This is a genomic window from Lysobacter koreensis, assembly GCF_042677045.1.
GTDB lineage: Bacteria > Pseudomonadota > Gammaproteobacteria > Xanthomonadales > Xanthomonadaceae > Lysobacter_K > Lysobacter_K koreensis.
In genome coordinates this window covers 338996-363115 of record NZ_JBHTIH010000003.1, presented here as the reverse complement: position 1 = coordinate 363115, position 24120 = coordinate 338996, and the positions used below count along the sequence as shown (strand labels likewise).

The window sequence follows — 24120 nt, the reverse complement described above, 5'->3', positions numbered from 1 at the left end:
GTGAGTGCATGGACATCGGCTATTTCCTTAAGCTGATGACGGAAAAGAATGCGTCGGACATGTTCCTGACCACGGGCGCTCCGGTGTATATCAAGGTCGAAGGCAAGCTGCACCCGCTGGGCAGCACCGGGCTGCCCCCGGGCATGGTCAAGAAGATCGCGTATTCGCTGATGGACGAGGGCCAGGTGCCGATCTTCGAGCGCGAGCTCGAACTGAACATGGCGCTCGCACTCGAAGGCACCGGCCGCTTCCGCGTCAACGTGTTCAAGCAGCGCGGCGAGGTCGGCATGGTGATCCGCGCGATCCGCAGCGTGATCCCGTCGATCGAGGAGCTGCAGCTGCCGCAGGTGCTCAAGGACATCATCATGGCCCCGCGCGGGCTGGTGCTGATCGTCGGCTCGACCGGCTCGGGCAAGTCGACCACGCTGGCGTCGATGATCGATTACCGCAACTCGAACACTTCGGGCCACATCCTCACCATCGAGGACCCGATCGAGTACCTGCACAAGCACAAGAAATCGATCGTCAACCAGCGCGAGGTCGGCCTCGACACGCACGCGTTCCACAACGCGTTGAAGAACGCGATGCGCGAGGCGCCGGACGTGATCCTGATCGGCGAGATCCTCGACGCCAGCACGATGGAGGCGGCGATCGCGTTCGCCGAGACCGGCCACCTGTGCCTGGCGACGCTGCATTCCAACAACGCCGACCAGACGCTCGAGCGCATCCTCAACTTCTTCAACGAGTCCGCACACAAGAACGTGCTGATGAACCTGGCGCTGAACCTGAAGGCGGTGGTGTCGCAGCGGCTGGTGATCGGCACCGACGGCCGCCGGCTGCCGGCCGCCGAGATCCTGATCAACACCCCGCACGTGCGCGACCTGATGCGCCGCGGCCAGGTGCACGAGATCAAGCAGGCGATGGAAGAATCGCTGGAGGAAGGCATGGAGTCGTTCGACCAGTGCCTGTTTAGGCTCTACAAGGACGGCCGGATCGAGATGGAGGAGGCGCTCAAGGCCGCCGACTCGCGCGACGGCCTGGCCCTCAAGTTCCGCCTGTCCGAGGGCGGCACCGGCGAGCACGACCCCTACGCGGACGTGTTCGATACCCAGGCCGCACTGAACCGCTGAACCCCGGCTGCCGCCGCCGTGGTCACTGCGGCGCGGGGCAGTCCGGTTGCCGCTCCGGGCGGGCGTTGTCGAACGCGGGCAGTGCCAGGCAGGCCTGCTCGATCCGCGCGATGGTCGGGAACCCCTCCACCGCGACCCCGAAACGGCGCGCGTTATAAACCTGCGGGATCAGGCAGCAGTCGGCGATCGTCGGCGTGTCGCCGTCGCAGTAGCGGCCGGTCGAGGGGTGGTCGTTGAGCATCGATTCGATCGCGCGGAAGCCGTCGACGATCCAGTGCCGCACCCATTCGTCGCGCTCGGGCTGGGGCACGTGCCAGGTGTGTTCGAAGTAGCGCATCACGCGCAGGTTGTTGAGCGGGTGCACGTCGCAGGCCACCGCTTGCGCGATCGCGCGCACGCGCTGGCGGTCGCGGCTGGTGGCCGGCAGCAGCGGCGGCGCCGGCCAGGTCTCGTCGAGGTATTCCAGGATCGCCACCGACTGGCGCAGCATCCGGTTGCCATGCTTCAGTACCGGTACCAGTCCCTGCGGGCTGGCATCGCGGAAGTGCGGCGTGTGCTGCTCGCCGCCGTCGCGCAGCAGGTGCACCGGCACGGTCTCGTAGCGCAGGTCCTTGAGGTTCAGGCCGATACGCACGCGGTAGGCGGCGCTTGAACGCCAGTACGTGTACAGCCGCAGTTGCTCGGTCACGTTCCCTTCCCCACGTCCGCTTCCCCTGTGCCGACCGCACCCCCCTGGTCGCCGGTCGAGTGCGCACCTTAGCGCGCGCCCTTTGGCGGCAGGCGACCTTTCGCCGGCCGCCGGGCTCCGCTGGTCAGGCGGGCGGCTGGCGCTCGATGCGCTGCTCGATCGCGCCGAACACGCTGCGGCCGTCGCGGTCGAGCATCTCGATGCGCACGGTGTCGCCGAAACTCATGAACGGCGTCGAGGGCTTGCCGTGCTCGAGCGTCTCCACGGTCCGCTTCTCGGCGAAGCACGAGGCGCCCAGCGAGGTGTCCTCGTTGGCGACGGTGCCCGAGCCGACGATCGTGCCGGCCGACAGCGGCCGGGTCTTGGCCACGTGCGCGACCAGCTGCGCGAAATTGAACTGCATGTCGACCCCGGCCTCGGGCGCGCCGAACCAGGCGCCGTTGATGTGGGTCAGCAGCGGCAGGTGCAGCTTGCTGTCCCGCCAGGCGTCGCCGAGTTCATCCGGGGTGACGAACACCGGGCTCAGCGCCGACCGCGGCTTGGACTGCAGGAAGCCGAAGCCCTTGGCCAGCTCGCCGGGAATCAGGTTGCGCAACGACACGTCGTTGACCAGCCCGACCAGCTGGATGTGCGCCGCCGCCTGCTCCGGCGTCGCGGCCATCGGCACGTCGTCGGTGACGATCACGACCTCGGCCTCCAGGTCGATGCCATGCGCCTCATCGACCACCCGCACCGGATCGCGCGGGCCGTAGAACCCGGCGCTGACCGCCTGGTACATCAGCGGATCGGTGTAGAAGCTTTCCGGCACCTCGGCGCCGCGCGCGCGCCGCACGCGCGCGACATGCGGCAGGTAGGCGCTGCCGTCGACGAACTCGTAGGCGCGCGGCAACGGTGCCGCCAGCGCGGCGACGTCGAGCTCGAACGCGTCGGCGGCGGTGCCGGCATTGAGCGCGTCGGACAGCGCGTTAAGGCGCGGGGCGGCGTTCGACCAGTCTTCCAGCGCGCGTTGCAGCGTGTCGGCGATGCCGGTCGCGCGCACGGCGCGGGTCAGATCGCGCGACACCACGACCAGCGTGCCGTCGCGACCGCCTTCCTTGAGGGAGCCAAGTTTCATCGGGTACTCCAGAAGCGAGCGCCTGCGCGCGATGGTTTCAATTGTAACCGCCACCATCGCAGCCTTGCGCAGCACGCGGCCGACGCGGACGTGTTGGATCCAACCCGCCAGCGGGCGGGGACAATGCCCGACCGCGACGCAATTGCGACGCAAAAGAAAAAGGCCCCGCTTTCGCGAGGCCCTTTCCTTGTGTGGCTGGGGAACTAGGGTTCGAACCTAGATTAACGGTGTCAGAGACCGTTGTCCTACCGTTAGACGATTCCCCAATAAGACGGGATGCGCCCGATTTTACCCTGCCCGCAACTCGTTGGCGATTAACGCTTCGAGAACTGCGTGGCGCGGCGGGCTTTGTGCAGGCCGACCTTCTTGCGCTCGACTTCGCGCGCGTCGCGGGTCATGAAACCGGCCTTGCGCAGATCGGACTTCAAGGACTCGTCGTACTCGACCAGTGCGCGGGCGATGCCCAGGCGGATCGCACCGGCCTGGCCGGTGGTGCCGCCGCCGGCAACGGTGACGTTGACGTCGAACTTGTCCGTGGACTTGGTCAGCTCGAGCGGCTGGCGCACGATCATGCGCGCCGTCTCACGCCCGAAGAACTCTTCGATCGTGCGCTGGTTGATGGTGATCTTGCCGTCGCCCTTGCGCAGGAACACGCGAGCGGTGGACGACTTGCGGCGGCCGGTGCCGTAGTTTTGCTGGGTGGTTGCCATGACGTGACCTTAGATGTCCAGCGGCTGCGGCTGCTGGGCGGAATGCGGATGCTCGGAGCCTGCGTAGACCTTGAGCTTGCGGTACATCGCGCGGCCGAGCGGATTCTTCGGCAGCATGCCCTTGACGGCGGTCTCGATGACGCGCTCCGGGTGGCGCTCAAGCGCCTGGCCCAGGGTTTCGGTCTTGAGGTTGCCGATGTAGCCGGTGAACCGGTGGTACAGCTTGTCGGTCAGCTTCTTGCCGGTGACGTGGATCTTCTCGGCGTTGATCACGACCAGGTAGTCACCCGTATCGACGTGCGGGGTGTAGACCGGCTTGTGCTTGCCGCGCAGGCGGCGGGCGAGCTCGGTGGAGAGGCGGCCGAGCGTCTTGCCCGTCGCGTCAACGACATACCAGTCGCGCTGGACGGTCTCGTTCTTAGCAGTAAAGGTCTTCATGGGAACTGTGTTCTCGGTACCTGGTCGGGCTGATTCCGGGGAAATGACCCGACGGAATTTTGCCGCGCGTTGTGATCGCAGAGCGAAAGAGGCGGAATGATAGCGGGCCTGGCGAGGCGCCGCAAGTCACCCTGCCGCCTCGAGCCGGGGGGGCAAAGAGGTGCCGGTGTAGCATTCCGGCCATGCCGCCCGCTGCCCGAACGCCCGCCATCGACCCGCTGGTAGCGCTGGCCGACCGCTGCGTGCAATGCGGCCTGTGCCTGCCGGCCTGCCCGACCTACGCCCGCGATCGGCAGGAAAGCGAGTCCCCGCGCGGTCGGATCGCCCTCGCCCGGGCCTGGGCGCTGGCCACGATCAAGCCCACCGCGGCCGGCGACGCCCACCTCGACCACTGCCTGGCCTGCCGTCGCTGCGAAACAGTCTGCCCGGCCGGCGTGCAGTATGGCGAGTTGCTGCTCGCGGCGCGCGCGGTCCAGCGACAACGCCGCCCGCCGGTTTGGCAACAGCGGGCGATCGAAGCGCTGAGCGCGCGACCACGCCTGTTGGCCGCGGTGCTGCGCGGCTACCGGCTTGCGCACCCGTGGCTGCCGCGGCGCTGGCGGCCGCTGCCGCGGACACCCGCGCGGCAGGCCGAACCGCGCGTCGCGACCGAGCCGCGCACAGTGGCCTTGTTCACCGGCTGCGTCGCCCGACCCTACGAAGTCGCCACCCGCCACGCACTGTCGCGCCTGTGCGCGGCCGCCGGGGTCGCGGTAGCCGCGCCGCTCGCCCAGACCTGCTGCGGCAGCGTGCACGCGCACGCCGGCGACCGCGACCGCGCGCAGCGGCTGGCGGCGCTGAACCGCGAAGCCTTCGGCGCGGCCGACACCGTGCTGACGCTCGCCAGCGGCTGCCATGAGTCGCTCGTGCAATCGCTGCCGGGCGCGACCGTGGTCGACGCATTGAGTTTCCTCGCCGACCACGCCGCGGCGTTGCGCTTCGATGAGCACCGCGAACGTGTCGCCCTGCACCTGCCGTGCACCCAGCGCCATGCGGTGAAGTCGGTGCCGGCGCTGCGGCGGCTGCTCGCGCGGGTGCCGGGCCTGCAGGTGGTCGAGCTCGATGCCGGCCATGGCTGCTGCGGCGCGGCGGGCACCGCGATGCTGACCGACCGCGCGCGTGCCGATCACTACCGCCAGCCGCTGCTAACGCAGCTGTCCGCCAGCGGCGCGAGCCGCGTGCTCAGTGCCAACATCGGCTGCCGCCTGCACTTGGGCAAAGGCACCGCGCTGCCGGTGCAGCACCCGCTGGAGTTCCTCGCGCAGGTGCTCGCACCAGGCACCGCCGGCCGCAGCTGATACGCGCGTCGTAAACTGCGGCCCATGAACGTTCGCCAGACCTCCCCGCTCGACCGCCTGCTCGGCGACGCCCAGCGCGCGCTGGAAACCGTGCTCGGCGCGCCGCCGGCCCTGCGCGCCAACCCGGCCGACGACGAGGCCGAGATCGTGCTCGACGACGACCAGCGCCGCCACGCCGCGGGGCTGATGCGCATCAACCATGTCGGCGAGGTCTGCGCGCAGGCGCTGTACTGCGGCCAGGCCGCGGTCGCACGCGACCCGCTCACGCGCGAGCACCTGCTCGCGGCGGCGCAGGAGGAGACCGACCACCTGGCCTGGTGCGCTGACCGACTGCGCGAACTCGACAGCCGCCCGAGCCTGCTCAACCCGCTGTGGTATGCGGGCAGCTACGCGATCGGTGCACTCGCCGGCCTGCGCGGCGACGGCTGGAACCTGGGCTTCGTGGTCGAGACCGAGCACCAGGTCGAGGCGCACATCGACGAGCATCTCGATTCGCTGCCGGCCGCCGACGCGCGCAGCCGCGCGATCCTGCAGGCGATGAAGGCCGACGAGGCGCGTCACGCGGCCAGCGCCGAACAAGCCGGCGCGCGGATCCTGCCACCACCGGTGCCCACGCTGATGGCGGCCGCCTCGAAGCTGATGAAGGCGGTCGCGTACCGGCTGTAGGCGGGGGTTAGTTTCATCTAACCCGGCATTCGCGTCGCGGGAAATGCGCTGGGTTGGTCACTTCAACCCAGCCTACGAACCGCGCACAAAAAAGGCCGGCTTCCGCCGGCCCTTTTTCTGTGTCGCAATCCCGGCTCAGTCGGCCAGGTTGCGGCCGTGGTAGAGCTCCTCGATCTCGCGCTTCAGGCGCGCTTCGATCTTCATGCGCTCCTTGAACGAAAGGTTCTTGGCCTTCTCCTCGAACAGGTAGGTATCGAGGTCGAACTCCTTCAGGTGCATCTTGGTGTGGAAGATGTTTTCCTGGTAGACGTTGACGTCGATCATCTCGTAACGCGAGCGCACGTTCTTGGCCAGGTAGTCCTGGATCGAGTTGATCTTGTGGTCGATGTAATGCTTGCGGCCCTTCACGTCGCGGGTGAAGCCGCGCACGCGGTAGTCCATCACCACGATGTCGGACTCGAGGCTTTCGATCAGGTAGTTCAGGGCCTTCAGCGGCGAGATCACGCCACAGGTGGCCACGTCGATGTCGGCGCGGAAGGTCGCGATGCCGTTGTCCGGGTGAGTTTCCGGATAGGTGTGGACGGTGATGTGCGACTTGTCCATGTGCGCGACCACGGCGTCGGCGATGATCTCCTTGCCGGCGTCCTTCTTGTCGATCACCGGCTCTTCCGAGATCAGGATCGTCACCGACGCGCCCTGCGGGTCGTAGTCCTGGCGCGCGATGTTGAGGATGTTCGCGCCGATGATGTCCGCCACATCCGTGAGGATCTGGGTCAGGCGGTCGGCGTTGTATTCCTCGTCGATGTACTCGATGTAGCGACGACGCTCCTCTTCGGAGGCGGCATAGCAGACGTCGTAGATGTTGAACGAGAGGGCCTTGGTGAGGTTGTTGAAACCCTGCAACCTCAGGCGCGGCAACGGCTTGACCACGATGGGGGATTTCCGGTCGTCGGTGGAGGCCGGGGATTATGCGGCAATAACCCGGTGGGGGGAAAACGCGTCTCCTCGTCACCGTTCCCCCGAGGCGGGGAGCCGCCCAGGTGCCCCGCGCGGGCAGGATCTGACGCGATTTGCCCAGCGCCACGATTCGCCCTTAAGCTCGCCCGCTAGAAACACCCTTTCCATCTATCCGAGACGGCCGCCCCATTGACCACCCTGCGCCGCACCAGCAGCCCCCTGACGCCCGACAGCGCGGTGATCGAGCGCTTCCTGGCCCACTGCCACCGTCGTCGCTACCCGTCGCGCACCGACATCTTCCGCCCGGGCGACCCGGCCAGCACCTTGTATTACGTGGTCTCGGGCTCGGTCAGCATCATCACCGAGGAAGAGGACGGCCGCGAGCTGGTGCTGGGCTACTTCGGCGCAGGGGAGTTCGTCGGCGAACTGGGCCTGTTCATCGAGAGCGACCGCCGCGAGGTGATCCTGCGCACGCGCGTGGCCTGCGAACTGGCCGAGATCGGCCACGAGCGCTTCTACGACCTGCTGCTGACCCGCCTGCAGCTGGACGCGCCGAAGCTGCTGTACGCGATCGCGGCGCAGATCTCGCGGCGCCTGCTAGACACCAGCCGCAAGGCCGGACGCCTGGCGTTCCTCGACGTCACCGACCGCATCGTCCGCGCGCTGCACGACCTGGCCAAGGAACCCGACTCGATGAGCCACCCGCAGGGCACCCAGCTACGCGTGTCGCGCCAGGAGCTGTCACGGCTGGTGGGTTGTTCGCGCGAGATGGCCGGCCGCGTGCTGAAGAAGCTGCAGGCCGACGGCAAGCTGCACGCGCGCGGCAAGACCGTGGTGCTGTTCGGCACCCGCGACTGACCGGCGGTGGGCCGCGTCGCCGCGTCCCTCGACACCACCCCGACGGTGCGCCCGGCCGAGCCGGGCGATGCCGCCGACGTCGCGACCCTGCTGGAAACGCTGGGTTACCCGTGCACGCCTGACGAGGCACGCGAACGCATCGCCACCATCCACGCCGACCGGCGCCACGAGCTGCTGCTGGCGCTGGTCGACGACGCGGTCTGCGGCCTGATCGCGCTGAGCCTGGTGTACTCGCTCGGGCGCGGCGCCGACGTCGCGCGCATCACCGCGCTGGTGGTGGCGCCGAACTGCCAACGCCAAGGCATCGGCCGGCGCCTATTGCGCGAGATCGAATCGCGGGCCCGGCGCGCGGGCGCGTGCCGCATGGAAGTCACCAGCAACCCGCGCCGGGTCGATGCGCACGCGTTCTACCATGGCTGCGGCTACGCCGACGGCTCGCGGCATTTCATCAAGCTGCTGGGCGACTGAGGTAGGGTGGGTTTTAAGCCGCCATCACGCGTCCCGGCGGGTTAAACCCGCCCTACGATCCGGAAACCGGATCGCCGGCGCGGTCCCGGCAACCCCAATTGAGGATCGGCGTGCCCGCCGGCAACGTCTCGCGAAACATCGCCACGCGCGCCGGCTTCGGGTTGACGACCACCGGCTTGAGCGCCGCCTGCAGCAACGGCAGGTCGGCGCTGCTGTCGCTGTACGCGATCGCGACCGGCGCGGTGTAGCCGGCCTCGCGCAGCATCGTCATCTTCATCTGGTGGTGGCAGTGGCGCGTGGCCATGACCGCGCCGAACCGGGGCCCGACCAGCGTGCCGACCACCGGCAGGTCCTCGTGGGCGACGAACCCGAGGATCGCGCGTGCCAGCTCCGGCGGCGCGCCAGTGGCCACGACCACGCGATCGCCCTGCTCGCGATGGCGGTGCAGCACGTCGAGCGCGACCGGCAGCAGGTGCTGGCGGATCTGCCCGGTGTGGGTGACGACGTAGCGGTCGATCAGCTCGTCGAGGTCGCGGCGGCGGTGGAAGCCGATCGTGCCGGCCCACACGAACGCGCCGATGCCGACGCGCCGGGTCGGCAGGAACGCGATCATCGGCGCGAACACCGGCGCGAGCAGCAGCGCCAGCAGCATGCGCCACCACGCGCGCTTGATCAGCCACGCGAACAGGTGGCCACCCGAATCGCCGTCGTAGAGGGTGTGGTCGAAGTCGAACACCACCAGCGGCGCGTCGGCGGCGATGGCCGGATAGCGGTGGCGCGTGGATCCCGGCGGCGGCATCGGGTTCATGCGGCAAACAACCGGCGCAGCGCCGCACCCGGGTCGGGTTCGCGCATGAAGCTCTCGCCGACCAGGAAGGTGTCGACGCCGGCCGCGCGCATCCGCGCCACGTCGGCGCGGCTGGCGATGCCGCTTTCGGTGACCAGGGTGCGGTCGCGCGGCACCGCGTCCTTGAGCGCGAGCGTGGTGTCGAGCGAGACCTCGAACGTGCGCAGGTTGCGGTTGTTGACGCCGATCAGCTCGCAGTCGGTCTGCAGCGCGCGCTCGAGTTCGTCGATGTCGTGGACTTCGACCAGCACGTCCATGCCCAGTTCGTGGGCGAGGTTCGCCATCTCCACCAGCGGGCCGTCCTCGAGCGCGGCGACGATCAGCAGGATCGCGTCGGCGCCGATCATGCGCGCCTCGTAGACCTGGTACGGATCGATGGTGAAGTCCTTGCGCAGCACCGGCAGCGTGCACGCCGCGCGAGCCACGCCCAGGTACAGGTTGCTGCCCTGGAAGAAGTCGACGTCGGTGAGCACCGAGAGGCAGGCCGCGCCGCCGGCCTCGTAGCTGCGGGCGATGTCGGCGGGATGGAAGTCCTTGCGGATCAGGCCCTTCGACGGGCTGGCCTTCTTGACCTCGGCGATCACCGCCGCCTCGCCGGCGGCGCGCTTGCGCTTGATCGCATCGACGAAGCCGCGCGCCGGCGGCAGGTTGGCGGTGCGCGCGCGCAGGTCGGCCAGCGAGCGCACGCGGCTGCGCTGCTCGATCTCCTCGGCCTTGCGGGCGAGGATGGTGTTGAGGATGTCGCTCATGCGGGGGTTTTCTTTCCGTAGGCGCGCTCGACCTTGGCCACGCGCAGTTCGTAATGGTCGTACCAGTGCTCGCGGCCGTAGGCGCGCGTCGCCGCGTGCTCGGCCTGGCGCTTCCACGCCACGATCGCGGCTTCGTCGGTCCAGTAACTCACGGTGATGCCGAAACCGTCGGCATCGCGGGTCGACTCCACGCCGAGGAATCCGGGCTGCTGCGCGGCCAGCTCGACCATGCGTTGCGCCGCCTGCGCGTAGCCGGCGTCGTCGTCGATGACGCCATCGGTAGTGCTGCGCCGCGAGCTGAAGATCACCGCGTAGTACGGCGGCGCGGGCAGGCGGGCGAATCCACTGTCGCTCATCGGGGAATCGCTCATTGAGGCCGGCCATGCGCGCAACGTGGGGCCGCCATTCTACCCGGGCACTTCGCCTGCCCGTCCTGGCCCGCGCCGCACCGGTGACGCCCGACTCACGCGTCGGGCAATGCCGTGCCGGCACGCCAATCCGCTTCCTGCAGGCGGTCCAGCAACGCCACGACGTCGTCGCGCGCTGCGGGGTCGTGGATCGGCAGCACCAGCACGTCGCCCGCCCGCGCCCAGCGCAACGCCTCGCGCGCGGCGCGGGCCTCCTCCAGGCAGACCAGCAACGCGGAATCGGCGACGCCCTGGCGCAGCAGTTCGTCGCGCAGGATCGCGGCGATCTCGCCGGGTTCGCGGCCGCGCATGTACTCGCCGCCGATGTCCTTGAGCCACACCCGGTCCGGCGCGAACCCGGCCGCGACCGCCGCCAGCGCGCGGATGTCGCTGTCCTCGCGGTTGCCGGCCTGGCCGAGGATCAGGCCGAGTCGACCGGCTGCGCGCGTGGTGCCGGCGACGTGCAGCAGGCCGCGCAGGCCGTCGGGGTTGTGGGCGTAGTCGAGGAAGACCTGCACGTCCGCCTGCAAGCCCGCCTGCCCGCCGCCGTAGCGCCAGCGCTGCAGGCGGCCGGGGTTGTCGCCCGGCTGCGCGCCGAAGCGGGCGAGCACGTCGGCTATCGCGTCGATGGCGATCCCCATCCCGGCCGCGGCCAGCGCTGCCGCGGCCGCATTGGCGATGTTGTAGCCGGCGCTGCCGGCGAGCGTGATCGGCATCGCCGAGACCTCGCCCAGGTCGTGCGTCGCACCGGCCATCGACAACCACAGGCGGGCATCGCGCACGCCGCAGGTCGCACCACCGGCAGCGCGCTGTGCGCGCAGGCGCGGATGCGCGTCGTCGAGCGCGAACCAGCCGATGCGTGCACCCTGCGCGGCCAATGCCTCCCCGCGTCGCGACAGCAGCGGATCGTCGGCGTTGAGCACCAGCAGGCCGTCGCGCGCGAGCGCGTGGGTGACGCTGAGCTTGACCTGCGCGAGGTCGTCGAGATCGTGGATCCCGTACTCGCCGAAATGGTCGGGGCTGATGTTGGTGACCACCGCCACGCGCGCGCCGTGGATCGCGGTGCCACGGCGCAGCAGGCCGCCGCGCGCGGTCTCGAGGATCGCGGCCTCGACGCCGGGGTGACGCAGCACCGTGCGCGCGCCGACCGGGCCGGAGTAGTCGCCGCTGTCGACGCGCTGCGCGCCGACAAACAGGCCGTCGGTACTGCTGTAGCCGCTGCTCCAGCCGTGGGCGCGCGCCATCGCCGCGAGCAGGCGCACGGTGGTGGTCTTGCCGTTGGAACCGGTCACCACCGCCAGCGGGATGCCGCGCACTTCTGCCCAGGGCACTGCGGCCGGCGCCGGCAGTTCGCGCACCGGCCAACTGCGGCTGCCGACGCCCTCGCCGATCGAGAGCAGGTCATCGTCGGCGTGGGCCGGGAGGCCGCGCGCGCGCGCGGCAGCGAGCAGCGCGAGCAGCGCGGGGTTGGCTTCCTCCGCGGCCATCGCGCCGAAGGTCCGCAACGCGGACACCTCGTCCCATGCCGGCGCGTATCCGGGCGCGTGTGCATCGCCGTCGGCGCCATCGTGGCCGACCGCGTGCAGGCTCGCGCGCCACGCCCACTCGTTGGCTTCCGCGGCGGTGTAGAGCTGGTCCAGGGGCGCGGCGAACGCCAGCGACGCGCCGCTGGCATGCCGGCGTACCACCAGCGCGGCGTGCGGCCAGCACAGCGCGTCGCGCACGCGGCCGATGCGCGCCTGCCACCCGGCCAGCGCCGCCTCGTCCAGCCGCGCCGCGCCGAGGGTCTCGAGCGCGGCGCCGGGGCCGTCGAAGTACAGGTTGCTGCCGGTCAGCCGGCGCGACTCGTCGAAGGGAGGTTCACTGCGCATCGATGGCTCGACTTCGTGGGCCCGCGCCTGCTCGCCCGACATCGGGGCTTGGGTTGTCCCGCTCCGCGCGTGCGCCAGTCCCGCAAACGCGAAGCGCACTGCTGGTGCGCGTTGTCACGGCCGTGGCATCAGTGCCGGGTATCGCCGGCACCGGCTCAATCGTTGGCCTCGCGTTCGAAACGCAGGCCGCGCTCGTCGCGCACCACGCCTTCCATCACCGAGTACAACGCCTCGTCGAGCGGCTCGAGTGCCGGGGTCTCGGCCCGCTCGACCGCGCGCGGCACGTCGCCTTCGGGGCGGAACCGGGTGATCTGTTTCCACGAGCGCGCCAGCGCATCGGCGAACACCAGCACCAGGTCGCCCAGCTGGCCCATGCGCAGCGCGGCGTCGATCGCCTGCTGCTCGTCGGGAATGATCGAGATCGCGGCCTCCGGCACGCCGTGCGCGCGCAGCGCGGCGGCGATGATGCGCGGCACTTCGTCGCCGTCGCGGCCCCGCAGCGAATCGTCGCGCCGACAGAAGTAGTGATCGAACTTGCCGGCCACCGCTTCCGCGATCGCGCGCAGGTCCTCGTCGCGGCGGTCGCCGGGTCCGGCCAGCACCACGATCCGGCGGCCGGCCACGTCCAGGCGCTGCGCCAGGTCGGCCATCACCCCGACCGCGTGGGCGTTGTGACCGTAGTCCATCAGCACCTTGAACGGGTGCTCGCTGAACACGTTCATGCGCCCGGGCACCTGAAAGAACGTGGTGTCGAACGTGCGCAGCCCCTGGCGGATCGGGTCGAGCTTGATCCCCAGCGAAAACGCCATCGCCGCGGCGACCATCGCGTTCTGGACGTTGTGCAGGGCGCGGCCCTCGAGCGTTGCCGGGATCAGGTGGGTCCAGATCAGCGGGATGTGGCTGCCCTTGTCGTACAGCGTGATCATCTGGCCGTTGACGCCCGCCTCGAGCGCGCAGGCACGGCCACCGGCGCGGATGTGCTCGCGCACCAGCGGGTGCGCGGGGTTCATCGTCACGTAGCAGATCACCTTGGCATCGGTGTAGCCGGACATTTTCAGCACGTTGGGGTCGTCGGCGTTCAGCACCGCGCACTCGCGCGCCACCTCCACCACCACCCGCTTGATCTGCGCCAGTTGCTCCAGCGTGTCGATGCCCTTCAGGCCGAGGTGGTCGGCCTGCACGTTGATCACCGCGCCGACGTCGACTTCCGGCACGCCCATGCCGGCGCGCACCAGGCCGCCGCGCGCGGTTTCCAGCACGGCCAGGTCGACGTGCGGGTCGGACAGCACCATGCGCGCCGATACCGGCCCGGTCATGTCGCCTTCCACGGTGCGCTGGCCGTCGATGTAGACGCCGTCGGTGGTGGTCAGGCCCGGCGTGTAGCCGGCCATCTTGGCGATGTGCGCGAGCATCCGCGCGGTGGTGGTCTTGCCGTTGGTGCCGGTGATCGCGGCGATCGGCACCCGCGACGGCGTGCCCGGCGGGAACAGCATGTCGATCACCGGGCCGGCGGCGTCGCGCGGCGTGCCTTCGCTGGGCGCGACGTGCATGCGAAAGCCGGGCGCGGCGTTGACCTCGCAGATGCCGCCGCCGATCGCCTTGTAGCTCTCGGCGATGTTGGTGGTGATGAAATCCACGCCACCGACGTCCAGGCCGATCGCGCGCACCGCGCGCACCGCCATGTCGCGGTTGTCCGGGTGGATGATGTCGGTGACATCGGTCGCGGTGCCGCCGGTGGACAGGTTCGCGGTCGAGCGCAGGTAGACAACCTCGTCCGCGGCGGGCACCGAGTCGGCGCTGTAGCCGGCGCGCGCCATCATCATCTCCGCCTGCGCGTCGAGCTCCAGGCGGGTCAGCACTTTCTCGTGACCGACGCCGCGGCGCGGGTCCTGGTTCACCTGCTCGACCAGTTCGGCGATCGTGCGTTGACCGTCGCCGCGGACGTGGCCCGGGGTGCGGCGGGTGGCCGCGATCAGCTCGCCGTTGACCACCAGCAGGCGGTGGTCGTCGCCGGGGATGCAGGTCTCGACGATCACCGACTTGGAATGCAGCAGCGCGGCCTGGTAGGCGGCGCGCACGTCGTCGGGCGCGGAGATATCAATCGTGATGCCGCGGCCATGGTTGCCGTTGTAGGGCTTGACCACCACCGAACCGCCGAGCTTGGCGGCGGCCTGGACCGCGGCGGATTGCTGGTCGACCAGCACCTGGCGCGGCACCGGCAGGCCGAGCGAATGCAGGATGCGGTTGGTCTCGTCCTTGTCGCCGGCCAGTTGCACCGCGATGTACGGCGTGCGGCCGGTCACCGTGGCCTGGATGCGCTGCTGGTACTTGCCGTGGCCCAGCTGGATCAGCGACTGCGCGTTGAGCCGCAGCCACGGGATGCCGCGCTCTTCGGCGGCGCGCACCAGCGAGGCGGTCGACGGGCCGAGCGCGCGCTTCTGCGCGTAGAGGATGAACTGGTCGCGCGCGGTGCTCCAGTTCCAGGCTTCGCCCGGCGCACCGGGCGCGGGCGCATCGGGGCCGGGCTCAGCACGCAGCTCGGCCGGCAGCAGCGAATCGAGCAGCTTCAGCGCCAGCTCGCCGGCGGCGATGCCCTCCTCGCGCTGCGCGTACTGGTAGACCACCGAGTACACGCCAGGACGGCCGTCGATGCTGCGGGTGCGCCCGAACGTGACGTTCTCGCCGGCGACGTTCTGCAGTTCGATCGCGACGTGCTCGAGCACGTGCCCGAGCCAGGTGCCCTCGTCCTCGCGCATGCGGCGCAGGAAACCGCCGGACTGCTTGTAGGAGCAGCCGTGCTCGGCCAGCCCGGGCAGCGCGGCGACCAGGCCGTCGACGAAGCCGGCGCCCAGGCGGCCGGTGGGCCAGGCCTCCAGCGCCTCCAGGTCGAGGACCAGCCGGATCACCGGGAAGTGCGCGTACTGCGAGGGACCGACATAGACGGAGCGTTCAAGGATGCGCATGACGGTCTCAGGTTTTTTCCGTCACCAGCGATCCCGGCGACGCGATTCGTGTGTGCAGGTTGTAGGTGGCGCCCGCGACCAGCAGGTGCACCCTCAGCCCGAGCAGGCATACCGCCTGACTCTGGCTGACGTCGGCCATCGACGAGAACTGCAGCTCGCTGGCATCGACCACGGTCACCGCGCCGCTGCCTTCGACCTCCAGGGTGTTGTCGGGGCCGATGAATGCCGCGGTGTCCTCGTCCAGGCCGATGCCGATCGCGTACGGGTTGTAGGCCAGCGCCGCCACCAGCCGGCCGAGCCGGTCGCGCTGGCGGAAATGCTGGTCGATGATGAAGCGGTTGGTCAGGCCCAGGCCGGGCGCCAGGCGCACGCTGCCGGCGCGCGGCGACGAGCCTTCCTTGCCGAACGCGATCATGTGCTCGCTCAGCACGCTGGCGCCGGCGCTGGTGCCGGCCACGTGCACGCCATGCGCGTTGCGGGTGCGGATCAACCGTGCGGCCGGGGTGCCGCCGAGAATGGTGGTGATCCGCAGCTGGTTGCCGCCGGTGAAGAACACGCCGGTGGCAGTTTCGAGCCGGCGCAGGTAATCGTCGCGCGCACCGTCCTCGCGATCGACGAAATCCACCACCGTGGCGCGGCCGGCTTCCAGGCGCTGGAACAGTTCTTCGTAGCGGCTGCCGGTGTCGGCCTTGCGGCTGGCGGTCGGGATGATGACGATGTCGGCATCGCGGCCGCCGCTCAGCTGCACGAAGCGCTTGAGGATCCGCCGGCGGCTTTCCCGATCCTCCGCGCCGCCGATCGGAATGATCCAGCCCCGCTGCTCACCGTCGGGGGTCTTGCTTGGGCACATTCGTGGCTCCGGGCCAGGTGGGGTGGATCGCGTCGATCAGCGCTCGAAAATACCACGGCGCTGCACGACGCCGGCCCGCACGTGCGCGACGCCGGCGATGAACACGTCGCAGGCCGCGCCTTGCGCATCGAGCGCGACCAGGTCGGCATCGGCGCCGACCGCGATCTGACCCTTGCCCGCCAGCCGCAGCAGCCGCGCCGGGTTGCTGGTGAACGCGGGCAGCGCCTGTTCCAGCGTCACGCCGCGGGCGAGCAGTTCGTTGAGCGTGGCCAGCAGCGCGCCCGACTCGCCGACGTCCATGCCACAGACCCGGCCGTCGGCGTCGAAGCACGGCAGGCAGCCGCCGGCATCGGAGCTGACGGTGAGATGCGCCGGTGGCGCGCCGCTGTCGCGATAGCGCAGCCAGGCGTCGGCCGCGCTCCAGGCGTCCTCGCCCTCCGCCACCGGGAACGCGGTGAGGTCGATGCAGCAACCCCGCCGCGCCAGTTCCACGGCCTCATCGAACAGCGCACGGCGGCGGTTGACGTGGGTCGGATTGAACACCCGCGCCGGCAGTTCGCTGCCGTCGAGCGCGCGCCGCACCAGCTCCAGCCCGCGCGCACCATCGCCCAGGTGCAGGTGGACGATGCCGGCCTTGCCGGTCATCAGCCCGGCGACGTGCGCCTCCGACGCGAGCCGCAGCAGCTCGTCGAGGGTCGGTTGGCTGGAGCGGTGGTCGCTGATCGCGATCTCGCCGACGCCGATCAGCGGTTCGACGAACGCGATGTCGCCACGCACGCTGCCGGTCAGCGTGGTCGGCGGCAGGTGGTAGCCGCCGCTGTAACCCCAGGCATTGAGGCCCTGCTCGCGCAATGCGTAAATCGACGCGACCAGTTCGCGCGTGCTGCGCGCGCAATCGTCGGTGCCGAGCAGGCCGACCACGCTGGTGACGCCGGCGCGGGTGTAGCGCGAGAGCAGCGGCGCCGGCACGCGGGTCGAGAAGCCGGACTCGCCGCCGCCGCCGGTGACGTGGACGTGGCCATCGACCAGGCCCGGGATCAGCCGCCGGCCTTCCAGGTCGATGGTGTCGACGGGCAACGCCGCGGGCAACTCCGGCAATGCGTCGCCGATCCACAGCACCTTGCCGCCGCCGAGCAGCAACTGTTGCACGCCGAGCGGCTCGGGCGCATGGACGTCGGCGTTGCGCAGCAGCTGCAGGGTGGGCATGGACACGGTCACGCGGTAGCCAGCCGCTGGGTGGTGGCGACGAACTCGTCCAGCTTGGCGCGGGCCGCGCCCGAGGCGATCGCGGTGCGTGCCCGCGCGATGCCGTCGGCGATGCCGTCGGCGACGCCGGCCGCAAACAACGCCGCGCCGGCATTGAGCGCGACGATCTCCAGCGGCAGCCCCGGCGTGTTGTCGAGCGCGGCCAGCAGCATCGCCTTCGATTCGGTCGCGTCGCCCACGCGCAGGTTGCGGCTGGCGGCCATCGCGATGCCGAAGTCCTCCGGGTGCACCTCGTACTCGCGCACCACACCGTCGCGCAGTTCGCCGACCAGGGTCGCGGCGCCGAGCGAGATCTCGTCCATGCCGTCGCGGCCCCAGACCACCAAGGCCCTTTGTGCCCCGAGCTCCTGCAGCACGCGCACCTGGATGCCGACCAGGTCGGGGTGGAACACGCCCATCAGGATGCTCGGCGCGCCGGCCGGGTTGGTCAGCGGGCCGAGGATGTTGAACAGCGTGCGCACCCCCATCTCGCGCCGCACCGGCGCCACCACCTTCATCGCCGGGTGGTGCACCGGCGCGTACATGAAGCCGATCCCGCACTGCGCGATGCACTGCGACACTTGCTCGGGCTGCAGCTCGATCGCCGCGCCGAGCGCCTCGAGCACGTCGGCACTGCCCGACTTCGACGACACGCTGCGGTTGCCGTGCTTGGCGACCTTGGCGCCGGCGGCGGCGACCACGAACATGCTCGCGGTCGAGATGTTGAACGTGTGCGCGCCATCGCCGCCGGTGCCGACGATGTCGACCAGGTGGGTGCGGTCGGCGACCTCGACCGGGCGCGCGAACTCGCGCAGCACGGTGGCCGCGCCGGCGATCTCGCCGATGGTTTCCTTCTTGACGCGCAGGCCGGTGAGGATCGCCGCGGTCATCGTCGGCGACACCTCGCCGCGCATGACCTGGCGCATCAGCTCGACCATCTCGTCGTGGAAGATCTCGCGGTGCTCGATGGTGCGCTGCAGGGCTTCTTGCGGGGTGATGGGCATTCGGGATTCCGTAGGGCGGGCCCGGGCCCGCCGTTCTGCGACCAAAGGCGGGCCTGGGCCCGCCCTACGTTCGTTCGAGGAAATTCTTCAGCAATGCATGCCCGTGCTCGGTCAGGATCGACTCGGGATGGAACTGGACGCCTTCGACCGGGTGCTCGCGGTGGCGCAGGCCCATGATCTCGTCGAACGAGCCGTCGTCGTTGTCGGTCCACGCGGTGACCTCCAGGCACTCGGGCAGCGTGTCGCGCGCCACCACCAGCGAGTGGTAACGCGTCGCCTCGTAGGCGTCGGGCAGGCCGGCGAACACGCCCAGGCCTTCGTGGCGGATGCGCGAGGTCTTGCCGTGCATGATCGTCTTGGCGCGCACCACGTCGCCGCCGTAGGCCTGGCCCAGGCTCTGGTGGCCGAGGCAGACGCCGAGCACCGGCACGCGCGGGCCCAGCTCGCGGATCATCTCCACCGAGACCCCGGCCGACGTCGGCGTGCCCGGCCCCGGCGAGATCACGATGCGCTCGGGCGCGAGCGCGTCGATCTGCGCCACCGACAGCTCGTCGTTGCGGACCACCTTGACCTCGGCGCCCAGCGTCTGCAGGTACTGCACGAGGTTGTAGGTGAAGCTGTCGTAGTTGTCGATCATCAGCAGCATGACGCTTTGCCAGCCTTCGTTTATGAAACTGCCACTGGAAAAGTAGCGCCGCGATACCCGCTTCGATACCGGCTTTGTCGAACCCTCGCGCGAGCGTCCGAGGCGTGGATGATAAGCGGCAGCGCAGGCGCGGCGACATCGCGATCGCTGCGCATGCGACGATCGCCGTGCCGGATGCGGTCCACGCTGCCGGTGTCGCCAGAGCGCCAGCGTTGCCACGAAAGCTTCCGGCCACGATTGGCCATCATCAGCCACGACCCGCCGCGATCGCCTCCGGCGCGCCGAATCGGCCCCGCAGCCAAGCCGTGCCGCGGGCGCCACCGGGGCGGCCGCGCCAAGTGAAGTGCCGCGGCATAACGAATACCCTGTGGCAATGAAGCAATACTACGACGAGCTCGGCGGGATTCCCCTCGATCCGGTGACGCTGCTGCACCGCTTCGGTGCCGGCGGACCGAGCCTGCCGACGATGCTCGCCGCCGCGCGCGCGACCAACCGCCATGTCGCGTTGCTGCACATCGACATCGACATGTTCCGCTCGGTCAATTCGAACATGGGCGAAGCGGTCGGCGACCAGGCGCTGGCCGCCGTCGCGCAGCGCCTGCGCAAGGCCATGCCGCACGATGGCTGGCTGTGGCGGCTCAACAGCGACGAGTTCATCGCCGGCATCGGTTACCGGCCCGGGGAATCCGACGGCGCGGCGCTGGCCGAGTTGCTGCGCGACGCGTTCGAGACGCCGCTGTGGATCCCGCCGTACACCTTGCCCGTCACCCTCTCGATCGGGATCGCGGTGTTCCCCGACCACGCCGTCGACGCCCCCTCGCTGCTGGCGCGTGCCGAACACGCGCTGCTCGAGGTCAAGCGCGCGGGCCTGGACAGCGTTGGCCTGTACTCGACCGGGCCGGACAAGGCGGCCTCCAACGACGGCTTTGCGGAGCGCTTCGTCGAGGCGCTGGACAACCGCGAGTTCCGCTTGTTCTACCAGCCGCTGATCGATGCGCAGGACGGCGGCCTGGCCGGCTTCGGCGCGCTCCTGCGCTGGAATGCGCCCAGCCACGGCCTGCTGCGACCGAGCGGGTTTCTCGACATCGTCGAGCGCGTCGGCTTGTCGGCGCGGCTCGGGTTGTGGGTGATCGAGACGGCGGCGCGGCAGCTGGCCGATTGGCGCGCACAGGGGCTGGACTACCTGACCCTGTCGGTGCACCTGGCCAGCCCGCTGCTCGCACAGCCCGATTGCCTGGATCACATCGGCGAGCAGCTGCACCGTTTCAACCTGCCCGGCAGCACGCTGGAATTCGAGATCTCCGAAAGCGCGCTCGCGCTGGATGCCTACCATGTCCATGGCACCCTCACGGGACTGCGCGCGCTCGGCGCGACGCTGACCGTGCAGGACTTCGGCATGGGCGGCCTCAGCTTCGCCGCGCTCGCGCAGTACCCGCTGGACCGGCTCAAGATCGATCGCAGCTTCATCCGCAACGTTGCCAGCGATCCGCGCAGTGCGGCGGTCGTGCGCGGGATCATCGCGATGGGCCACCAGCTGGGGATGAAGGTCACCGCGAAGGGCGTCGAGACCGAGGCCGAGCTGGGCTTCCTGCGCCGGAACCACTGCGATTTCTTCCTTGGCCACCTGTTCAGTCCGGCGCTGCCGGCGGAAGACCTGGCCGAGCTGATCCAGCGGCGGTTCCTGCTGCCCGGCGTGTTCGCCGCCACGCGACCGGAGCGCACCCTGCTGCTGCTGGACGACGAGGAAAACGTGCTGCGCTCGCTGGTCCGCCTGTTCCGTCGCGACGGCTACCACGTGCTCACCGCGAGCAGCGTGCACGAAGCGTTCGACCTGCTGGCCAGCAACGCGGTGCAGGTCATCGTGTCCGACCAGCGCATGCCGGACATGAGCGGCACCGCATTCCTCGGCCGCGTGCGCGACCTCTACCCGGAAACCGTGCGCATGGTGCTGTCGGGCTACACCGACCTGGCCACGATCACCGAGGCGATCAACCGCGGCGCGATCTACCGCTTCCTCACCAAGCCGTGGAACGACGACGAACTGCGCGACCACATCCAGGCGGCATTCCGCGCGCACGAGCGGCGGGCGGCGGGCGAGGAGACGTATTAGAGCCGCCGCGTAGGGCGGGTTTTAACCCGCCGTCCCGCCGCCCGGGATCGCGAGGGGCCGCAATTTCGGAACGGCAACCGGCTTGCCTAGACGCCGGGGATGGCGACGGCGGGTTAAAACCCGCCCTACGCCCCGAAGGAAGTCCCCTTGGGGGACGCCCCGAAGGAAGTGCTCTTGGAGGACGCAACCTCGGCCTCGGCGGGCGGCTGCACCACCGGCAACACCAGCCGGAACACGCTGCCGGCGCCGGGTTGGCTGCTGACCTCAATGCGGCCGCGGTGCTTGGCGACGATGCCGTAGGCGATCGACAGGCCCAGGCCGGTGCCTCGGCCGATCGGCTTGGTGGTGTAGAACGGCTCGAAGATGCGCTGCAACGCCTCGGGCCCGATGCCGCAGCCGCTGTCGGCGATGCTGATCCAGGCCTCGCCATGTTCGGCGCCGGTGGCGATGACGATGCTGCCGCGCTCGGCGATGGACTGGCCGGCATTGATCAGCAGGTTCATCAGCACCTGGTTGATCTCCGACTGGTGGCACTCCACCAGCGGCAGCTCGCCGTAGTGCTTCTCCAGCCGCACCTTGTACTTGAGGTCGTTCCAGACGATGTTGAGGGTGGATTCCAGGCCCTTGTGCAGGTCGGACGGGCGCATCGCCTCGTCGCGGCCGACATGGGAGAACTCCTTGAGGTCCTGCACGATCTTGTTGACGCGCTCGATCCCCTCGCGCGATTCGTCCATCAGCTTGGGCACGTCACCGACGATGAAGTCGATGTCGAGCCGCTCGCGCTTGGCGCGCACGTCTTCGCGGTGGGCTACGGGGTCGTCGGACTGCAGCGCGAATTCGTAGCACTCGATCAGCCCGAGCAGCGCACCGATGTACTCCTGCAGCGTGCCGAGGTTGGAGTGCACGTAGCCGATCGGGTTGTTGATCTCGTGGGCGACGCCGGCCGCGAGCTGGCCGATCGAGGCCATCTTCTCCGACTGCAGCAGTTGTTCCTGGGCGCCGGCGAGGCGCCGGTAGGTGGCCTGCAGCTCGTCGTGGCGCTGCTGCAGTTCGCGCTCGCGCGCGTTGCGCGGGGAGACGTCGTAGCAGGTGATCATGCTACGCGCGATGCCCTCGGGTGCACCGCTGCGCAGCACGATCTCCAACACCGCGCCATTGGCGACGCCGATCTCGCCGCCCCAGCGCCCAGTGGCGTGGGCGGTGCTCCAGGCATCGGCGGGCAGCAGGCCGAGCAGGTGGTCCGGGGGCTCGCCGGGCAGTGCGCGCGCGGTCAGCGCGCGCGCCGCCGCATTGGCGTGGGTCACGCGGCCGTGGCCGTCGATCAGCAATACCGCGTTGTCCGACTTGCCGAGCGACCACAGGATGTCGTCGATCGAGGTCGGAGCCGACGCGGGCGGGGTTTGGTTTTCGCTCATCCCACTCCGAGACAGCGCGCCTGCGGGCGGGCGCCGGGCTGTCCGGTGGAATCGTACACGCCGGTCGACTCGACGCGGCCAAGGTGGCGCAAGGCCCAGCTCACCTCGCGGCGACGGCGCGCGAGCAGCACGCTGTTGGCCTGGTTCAGCACGCGCAACGCGGTCAGGCGCTCGGCCGCGGCCGCGGCGGCCTCCGGCGGCAGGGTTTCGGCGCGACGCAGGGCGGCGAGCTTGTCGGCGGTGGAGCTGAGCAGGGCATCGACGTCGTGCGCCAGCAGCGCCCGGCGCTCGGCGTTGAGCGCCTGCTCCAGCGCTTCGAGCGGGTGGTCGACGACGGCGCCCATGCTACTGAGCCAGTTCGCGGTCAAGGTCGAGCATGCGGCTGGCGATCTGCTGCGGGTCGACCCGGTAGCTGCCGTCGGCAATGGCGGTGCGCACGGCGTTGACGCGGGCGACGTCGATGCCGGCCGGGGCGGCGCCCAGCTGGCGCTCGAGGGCCTGCAGGCCTTCGGCCTCGCCGGTCAGGCGCACGCTGTCGGCGGCGGTCGCGGCGCCGATCGGCTGGCTGCGGTCGTTGCCGGCGCGGGCCGGGGACGTGGGGCCGGCCGCCTCTGGCAGTCGGGCGATGGGCAGGCCGCCATCGATCTTGTGGGTCATGACACGCTCCTGGATTTGCTCGGTCGAGCACTGTAACGGCTCGCCGCGGGCGAACTTGAGCCGCCCCGGATGATCCGGGCCCAGTCGATCACGCCATGGTCGAGCGCGGCAGGCCCCCTCAAGGCAGGACCTCGACCACGCCCTGCGCCGCGACCCGCCCGCGCAGGACGCGGCGCGAGTTCGTGTTCTCCACCGCGACCACGCCGCCGGGCCGGGCCGGGCCGAGCGCGCGGCCCTGCATGCGCACCTCGACCCCGCCGCTGCGCGAGACCAGCACCACCGGATCGCCCCGGCGCAGCGGGATGCCAACGGCGAGGTCGGCCTCGGTCGGCACCAACCCGGGGGCGAGCGCGCGGCCCGGGATCCGCCCGACCAAGGCGGCCGGGTCGCTGAAGGTCGCCGCTGCCGCCCGGCCGATGTCCCGGCGCTGCACCGTCAGCTGGCTGGCGGCGATCGGCACGCCCGCGGCCACCGGCGCGGTCAGCACCACCACGTCGGCCTCGCGGTGCACGCGCACCGGCACGTACAGGCGCCAGCCCGGGGTGTCGGCGCAGCGCACCTGCGCGGTGCGGGCGCCGGACGCCGTCGCCTGCAAGGGTTGCTGGCAGCGCGCCAAGCGCAGGCCGGGATCGAGCGTGGCTTGCGCTTGCGCGTCGCTGGCGCCCACGGCGGCGATCGCGGCGGCGCGGATCTCGGCCAGCGGCTGCAGCGCGGCGGCACCGGCGTCGCTGGCGGTGAAGACCGCGAACGCGAGCAGGAGGATCGCGGCCAGCTCGCCCAGGCGCTGGCGCTTCGACCCGATCGGTCTGCGCCGCGTGGTGTGCGGCGCGATGTATTTCGGCGCGGATGGCACGGGTGACTTCCCTGGACGACCGGTTGCGTCAAAGGCCGCTGCAAGCCGCGTGCCGTCCCGCGCCCGGCCTGCGCACTGGACCGGCGACCCTGCCCGCGCGCCCGATCGCGCCCCCTCAAGAACCCCGCCGCGCGGCC

Annotated in this window: 23 protein-coding genes, 1 tRNA gene and 1 pseudogene; 6 read left to right on the top strand and 19 right to left on the bottom strand. The window is 70.2% G+C overall.

What is annotated here, in order from left to right; genetic code table 11:
• The first annotated feature begins 8 nt into the window (after positions 1–8).
• Complete coding sequence (locus ACFQZQ_RS07055; protein WP_386812051.1) at positions 9–1130, top strand: PilT/PilU family type 4a pilus ATPase; 1122 nt, start codon at positions 9–11, stop codon at positions 1128–1130.
• A 22-nt stretch (positions 1131–1152) separates the two neighbouring features.
• Here ACFQZQ_RS07055 and maiA read toward each other — a convergent pair whose 3' ends face one another.
• The 5 genes from maiA to rplM form a co-directional block, all read right to left on the bottom strand.
• Positions 1153–1818, bottom strand: coding sequence for a maleylacetoacetate isomerase (gene maiA, locus ACFQZQ_RS07050; protein ID WP_386812050.1), 666 nt, complete (start codon positions 1816–1818; stop codon positions 1153–1155).
• Positions 1819–1942: 124 nt separating this feature from the next.
• Positions 1943–2932 carry a fumarylacetoacetate hydrolase family protein gene (locus ACFQZQ_RS07045; protein ID WP_386812049.1) on the bottom strand — a complete coding sequence of 330 codons (990 nt, stop codon included), beginning with the start codon at positions 2930–2932 and terminating at the stop codon, positions 1943–1945.
• Positions 2933–3124: 192 nt separating this feature from the next.
• Positions 3125–3198: transfer RNA gene (locus ACFQZQ_RS07040), tRNA-Gln, on the bottom strand.
• A gap of 48 nt (positions 3199–3246) precedes the next feature.
• Positions 3247–3642 carry a 30S ribosomal protein S9 gene (gene rpsI, locus ACFQZQ_RS07035; RefSeq protein ID WP_386812048.1) on the bottom strand — a complete coding sequence of 132 codons (396 nt, stop codon included), beginning with the start codon at positions 3640–3642 and terminating at the stop codon, positions 3247–3249.
• 9 nt (positions 3643–3651) lie between these two features.
• Positions 3652–4080 carry a 50S ribosomal protein L13 gene (gene rplM, locus ACFQZQ_RS07030; RefSeq protein ID WP_386812047.1) on the bottom strand — a complete coding sequence of 143 codons (429 nt, stop codon included), beginning with the start codon at positions 4078–4080 and terminating at the stop codon, positions 3652–3654.
• A 182-nt stretch (positions 4081–4262) separates the two neighbouring features.
• Here rplM and ACFQZQ_RS07025 point away from each other — a divergent pair, with 182 nt between their 5' ends.
• The gene (locus ACFQZQ_RS07025) at positions 4263–5417 is read left to right on the top strand and encodes a (Fe-S)-binding protein (RefSeq protein ID WP_386812046.1); all 1155 of its coding nucleotides are present in this window, start codon (positions 4263–4265) and stop codon (positions 5415–5417) included.
• A gap of 24 nt (positions 5418–5441) precedes the next feature.
• On the top strand, positions 5442–6083 hold the full coding sequence (coq7, locus tag ACFQZQ_RS07020) for a 2-polyprenyl-3-methyl-6-methoxy-1,4-benzoquinone monooxygenase (RefSeq protein WP_386812045.1): 642 nt from the start codon (positions 5442–5444) through the stop codon (positions 6081–6083).
• Between the two features lie 135 nt (positions 6084–6218).
• On the opposite strand, the gene speD is transcribed toward coq7, so the two are convergent.
• A complete protein-coding gene (gene speD, locus ACFQZQ_RS07015; protein WP_386812044.1) occupies positions 6219–7013 on the bottom strand; it encodes an adenosylmethionine decarboxylase in 795 nt (264 codons plus the stop codon).
• Positions 7014–7229: 216 nt separating this feature from the next.
• Between speD and crp the strand changes: the two genes are divergently transcribed.
• Positions 7230–7898 carry a cAMP-activated global transcriptional regulator CRP gene (crp, locus tag ACFQZQ_RS07010; RefSeq protein ID WP_386812043.1) on the top strand — a complete coding sequence of 223 codons (669 nt, stop codon included), beginning with the start codon at positions 7230–7232 and terminating at the stop codon, positions 7896–7898.
• 6 nt (positions 7899–7904) lie between these two features.
• Positions 7905–8366 (top strand): GNAT family N-acetyltransferase, encoded by a 462-nt coding sequence (locus tag ACFQZQ_RS07005; RefSeq protein WP_386812042.1) that lies wholly within the window; start codon positions 7905–7907, stop codon positions 8364–8366.
• A 52-nt stretch (positions 8367–8418) separates the two neighbouring features.
• Here the strand turns inward: ACFQZQ_RS07005 and ACFQZQ_RS07000 are convergent, their stop codons facing one another.
• The 9 genes from ACFQZQ_RS07000 to ACFQZQ_RS06960 form a co-directional block, all read right to left on the bottom strand.
• On the bottom strand, positions 8419–9165 hold the full coding sequence (locus ACFQZQ_RS07000) for a haloacid dehalogenase-like hydrolase (protein ID WP_386812563.1): 747 nt from the start codon (positions 9163–9165) through the stop codon (positions 8419–8421).
• Between the two features lie 5 nt (positions 9166–9170).
• Positions 9171–9962 (bottom strand): indole-3-glycerol phosphate synthase TrpC, encoded by a 792-nt coding sequence (trpC, locus tag ACFQZQ_RS06995; protein WP_386812041.1) that lies wholly within the window; start codon positions 9960–9962, stop codon positions 9171–9173.
• Positions 9959–10318, bottom strand: a complete 360-nt coding sequence (locus tag ACFQZQ_RS06990) for an antibiotic biosynthesis monooxygenase family protein (protein WP_386812040.1) — start codon at positions 10316–10318, stop codon at positions 9959–9961. The genes trpC and ACFQZQ_RS06990 overlap by 4 nt, the downstream gene beginning before the upstream one ends.
• A 107-nt stretch (positions 10319–10425) precedes the next feature.
• Positions 10426–12240: a Mur ligase family protein gene (locus ACFQZQ_RS06985; RefSeq protein WP_386812039.1), complete on the bottom strand. Its 1815-nt coding sequence runs from the start codon at positions 12238–12240 to the stop codon at positions 10426–10428.
• Positions 12241–12395: 155 nt separating this feature from the next.
• Positions 12396–15203: a cyanophycin synthetase gene (cphA, locus tag ACFQZQ_RS06980; RefSeq protein ID WP_386812038.1), complete on the bottom strand. Its 2808-nt coding sequence runs from the start codon at positions 15201–15203 to the stop codon at positions 12396–12398.
• A 7-nt stretch (positions 15204–15210) separates the two neighbouring features.
• A complete protein-coding gene (locus ACFQZQ_RS06975) occupies positions 15211–16053 on the bottom strand; it encodes a cyanophycinase (protein WP_386812037.1) in 843 nt (280 codons plus the stop codon).
• A gap of 36 nt (positions 16054–16089) precedes the next feature.
• Positions 16090–17259 (bottom strand): beta-aspartyl-peptidase, encoded by a 1170-nt coding sequence (iadA, locus tag ACFQZQ_RS06970; RefSeq protein ID WP_386812562.1) that lies wholly within the window; start codon positions 17257–17259, stop codon positions 16090–16092.
• 8 nt (positions 17260–17267) lie between these two features.
• Entirely contained in the window at positions 17268–18302 is a 1035-nt protein-coding gene (gene trpD, locus ACFQZQ_RS06965; protein ID WP_386812036.1) for an anthranilate phosphoribosyltransferase, read from the bottom strand.
• Between the two features lie 64 nt (positions 18303–18366).
• Positions 18367–18948, bottom strand: coding sequence for an anthranilate synthase component II (locus ACFQZQ_RS06960; RefSeq protein WP_386812035.1), 582 nt, complete (start codon positions 18946–18948; stop codon positions 18367–18369).
• A 373-nt stretch (positions 18949–19321) separates the two neighbouring features.
• Between ACFQZQ_RS06960 and ACFQZQ_RS06955 the strand changes: the two genes are divergently transcribed.
• Positions 19322–21058: an EAL domain-containing protein gene (locus ACFQZQ_RS06955; RefSeq protein ID WP_386812034.1), complete on the top strand. Its 1737-nt coding sequence runs from the start codon at positions 19322–19324 to the stop codon at positions 21056–21058.
• Positions 21059–21258: 200 nt separating this feature from the next.
• Here ACFQZQ_RS06955 and ACFQZQ_RS06950 read toward each other — a convergent pair.
• The 4 genes and pseudogenes from ACFQZQ_RS06950 to flgA all read right to left on the bottom strand — a co-directional run.
• Positions 21259–22473 (bottom strand): annotated as a pseudogene (locus ACFQZQ_RS06950) (ATP-binding protein); the annotation flags it as partial.
• Positions 22470–22817: a flagellar protein FlgN gene (locus tag ACFQZQ_RS06945; RefSeq protein ID WP_386812033.1), complete on the bottom strand. Its 348-nt coding sequence runs from the start codon at positions 22815–22817 to the stop codon at positions 22470–22472. The gene ACFQZQ_RS06945 and the pseudogene ACFQZQ_RS06950, both read right to left, overlap by 4 nt.
• Position 22818: 1 nt before the next feature.
• Complete coding sequence (flgM, locus tag ACFQZQ_RS06940; RefSeq protein ID WP_386812032.1) at positions 22819–23130, bottom strand: flagellar biosynthesis anti-sigma factor FlgM; 312 nt, start codon at positions 23128–23130, stop codon at positions 22819–22821.
• Between the two features lie 118 nt (positions 23131–23248).
• Positions 23249–23983 (bottom strand): flagellar basal body P-ring formation chaperone FlgA, encoded by a 735-nt coding sequence (gene flgA / locus ACFQZQ_RS06935; protein WP_386812031.1) that lies wholly within the window; start codon positions 23981–23983, stop codon positions 23249–23251.
• Positions 23984–24120: the final 137 nt, after the last annotated feature.

Bases quoted from the DNA above. Each gene is read 5' to 3' on its own strand.
- ACFQZQ_RS07055 (WP_386812051.1), top strand. From the start codon at position 9: ATGGACATCGGCTATTTCCTTAAGCTGATGACGGAAAAGAATGCGTCG.
- ACFQZQ_RS07045 (WP_386812049.1), bottom strand. From the start codon at position 2,932: ATGAAACTTGGCTCCCTCAAGGAAGGCGGTCGCGACGGCACGCTGGTC.
- rpsI (WP_386812048.1), bottom strand. From the start codon at position 3,642: ATGGCAACCACCCAGCAAAACTACGGCACCGGCCGCCGCAAGTCGTCC.
- rplM (WP_386812047.1), bottom strand. From the start codon at position 4,080: ATGAAGACCTTTACTGCTAAGAACGAGACCGTCCAGCGCGACTGGTAT.
- ACFQZQ_RS07025 (WP_386812046.1), top strand. From the start codon at position 4,263: ATGCCGCCCGCTGCCCGAACGCCCGCCATCGACCCGCTGGTAGCGCTG.
- coq7 (WP_386812045.1), top strand. From the start codon at position 5,442: ATGAACGTTCGCCAGACCTCCCCGCTCGACCGCCTGCTCGGCGACGCC.
- ACFQZQ_RS07000 (WP_386812563.1), bottom strand. From the start codon at position 9,165: ATGCCGCCGCCGGGATCCACGCGCCACCGCTATCCGGCCATCGCCGCC.
- trpC (WP_386812041.1), bottom strand. From the start codon at position 9,962: ATGAGCGACATCCTCAACACCATCCTCGCCCGCAAGGCCGAGGAGATC.
- ACFQZQ_RS06990 (WP_386812040.1), bottom strand. From the start codon at position 10,318: ATGAGCGACAGTGGATTCGCCCGCCTGCCCGCGCCGCCGTACTACGCG.
- ACFQZQ_RS06985 (WP_386812039.1), bottom strand. From the start codon at position 12,240: ATGCGCAGTGAACCTCCCTTCGACGAGTCGCGCCGGCTGACCGGCAGC.
- cphA (WP_386812038.1), bottom strand. From the start codon at position 15,203: ATGCGCATCCTTGAACGCTCCGTCTATGTCGGTCCCTCGCAGTACGCG.
- ACFQZQ_RS06975 (WP_386812037.1), bottom strand. From the start codon at position 16,053: ATGTGCCCAAGCAAGACCCCCGACGGTGAGCAGCGGGGCTGGATCATT.
- iadA (WP_386812562.1), bottom strand. From the start codon at position 17,259: ATGCCCACCCTGCAGCTGCTGCGCAACGCCGACGTCCATGCGCCCGAG.
- trpD (WP_386812036.1), bottom strand. From the start codon at position 18,302: ATGCCCATCACCCCGCAAGAAGCCCTGCAGCGCACCATCGAGCACCGC.
- ACFQZQ_RS06960 (WP_386812035.1), bottom strand. From the start codon at position 18,948: ATGCTGCTGATGATCGACAACTACGACAGCTTCACCTACAACCTCGTG.
- ACFQZQ_RS06955 (WP_386812034.1), top strand. From the start codon at position 19,322: ATGAAGCAATACTACGACGAGCTCGGCGGGATTCCCCTCGATCCGGTG.
- ACFQZQ_RS06945 (WP_386812033.1), bottom strand. From the start codon at position 22,817: ATGGGCGCCGTCGTCGACCACCCGCTCGAAGCGCTGGAGCAGGCGCTC.
- flgM (WP_386812032.1), bottom strand. From the start codon at position 23,130: ATGACCCACAAGATCGATGGCGGCCTGCCCATCGCCCGACTGCCAGAG.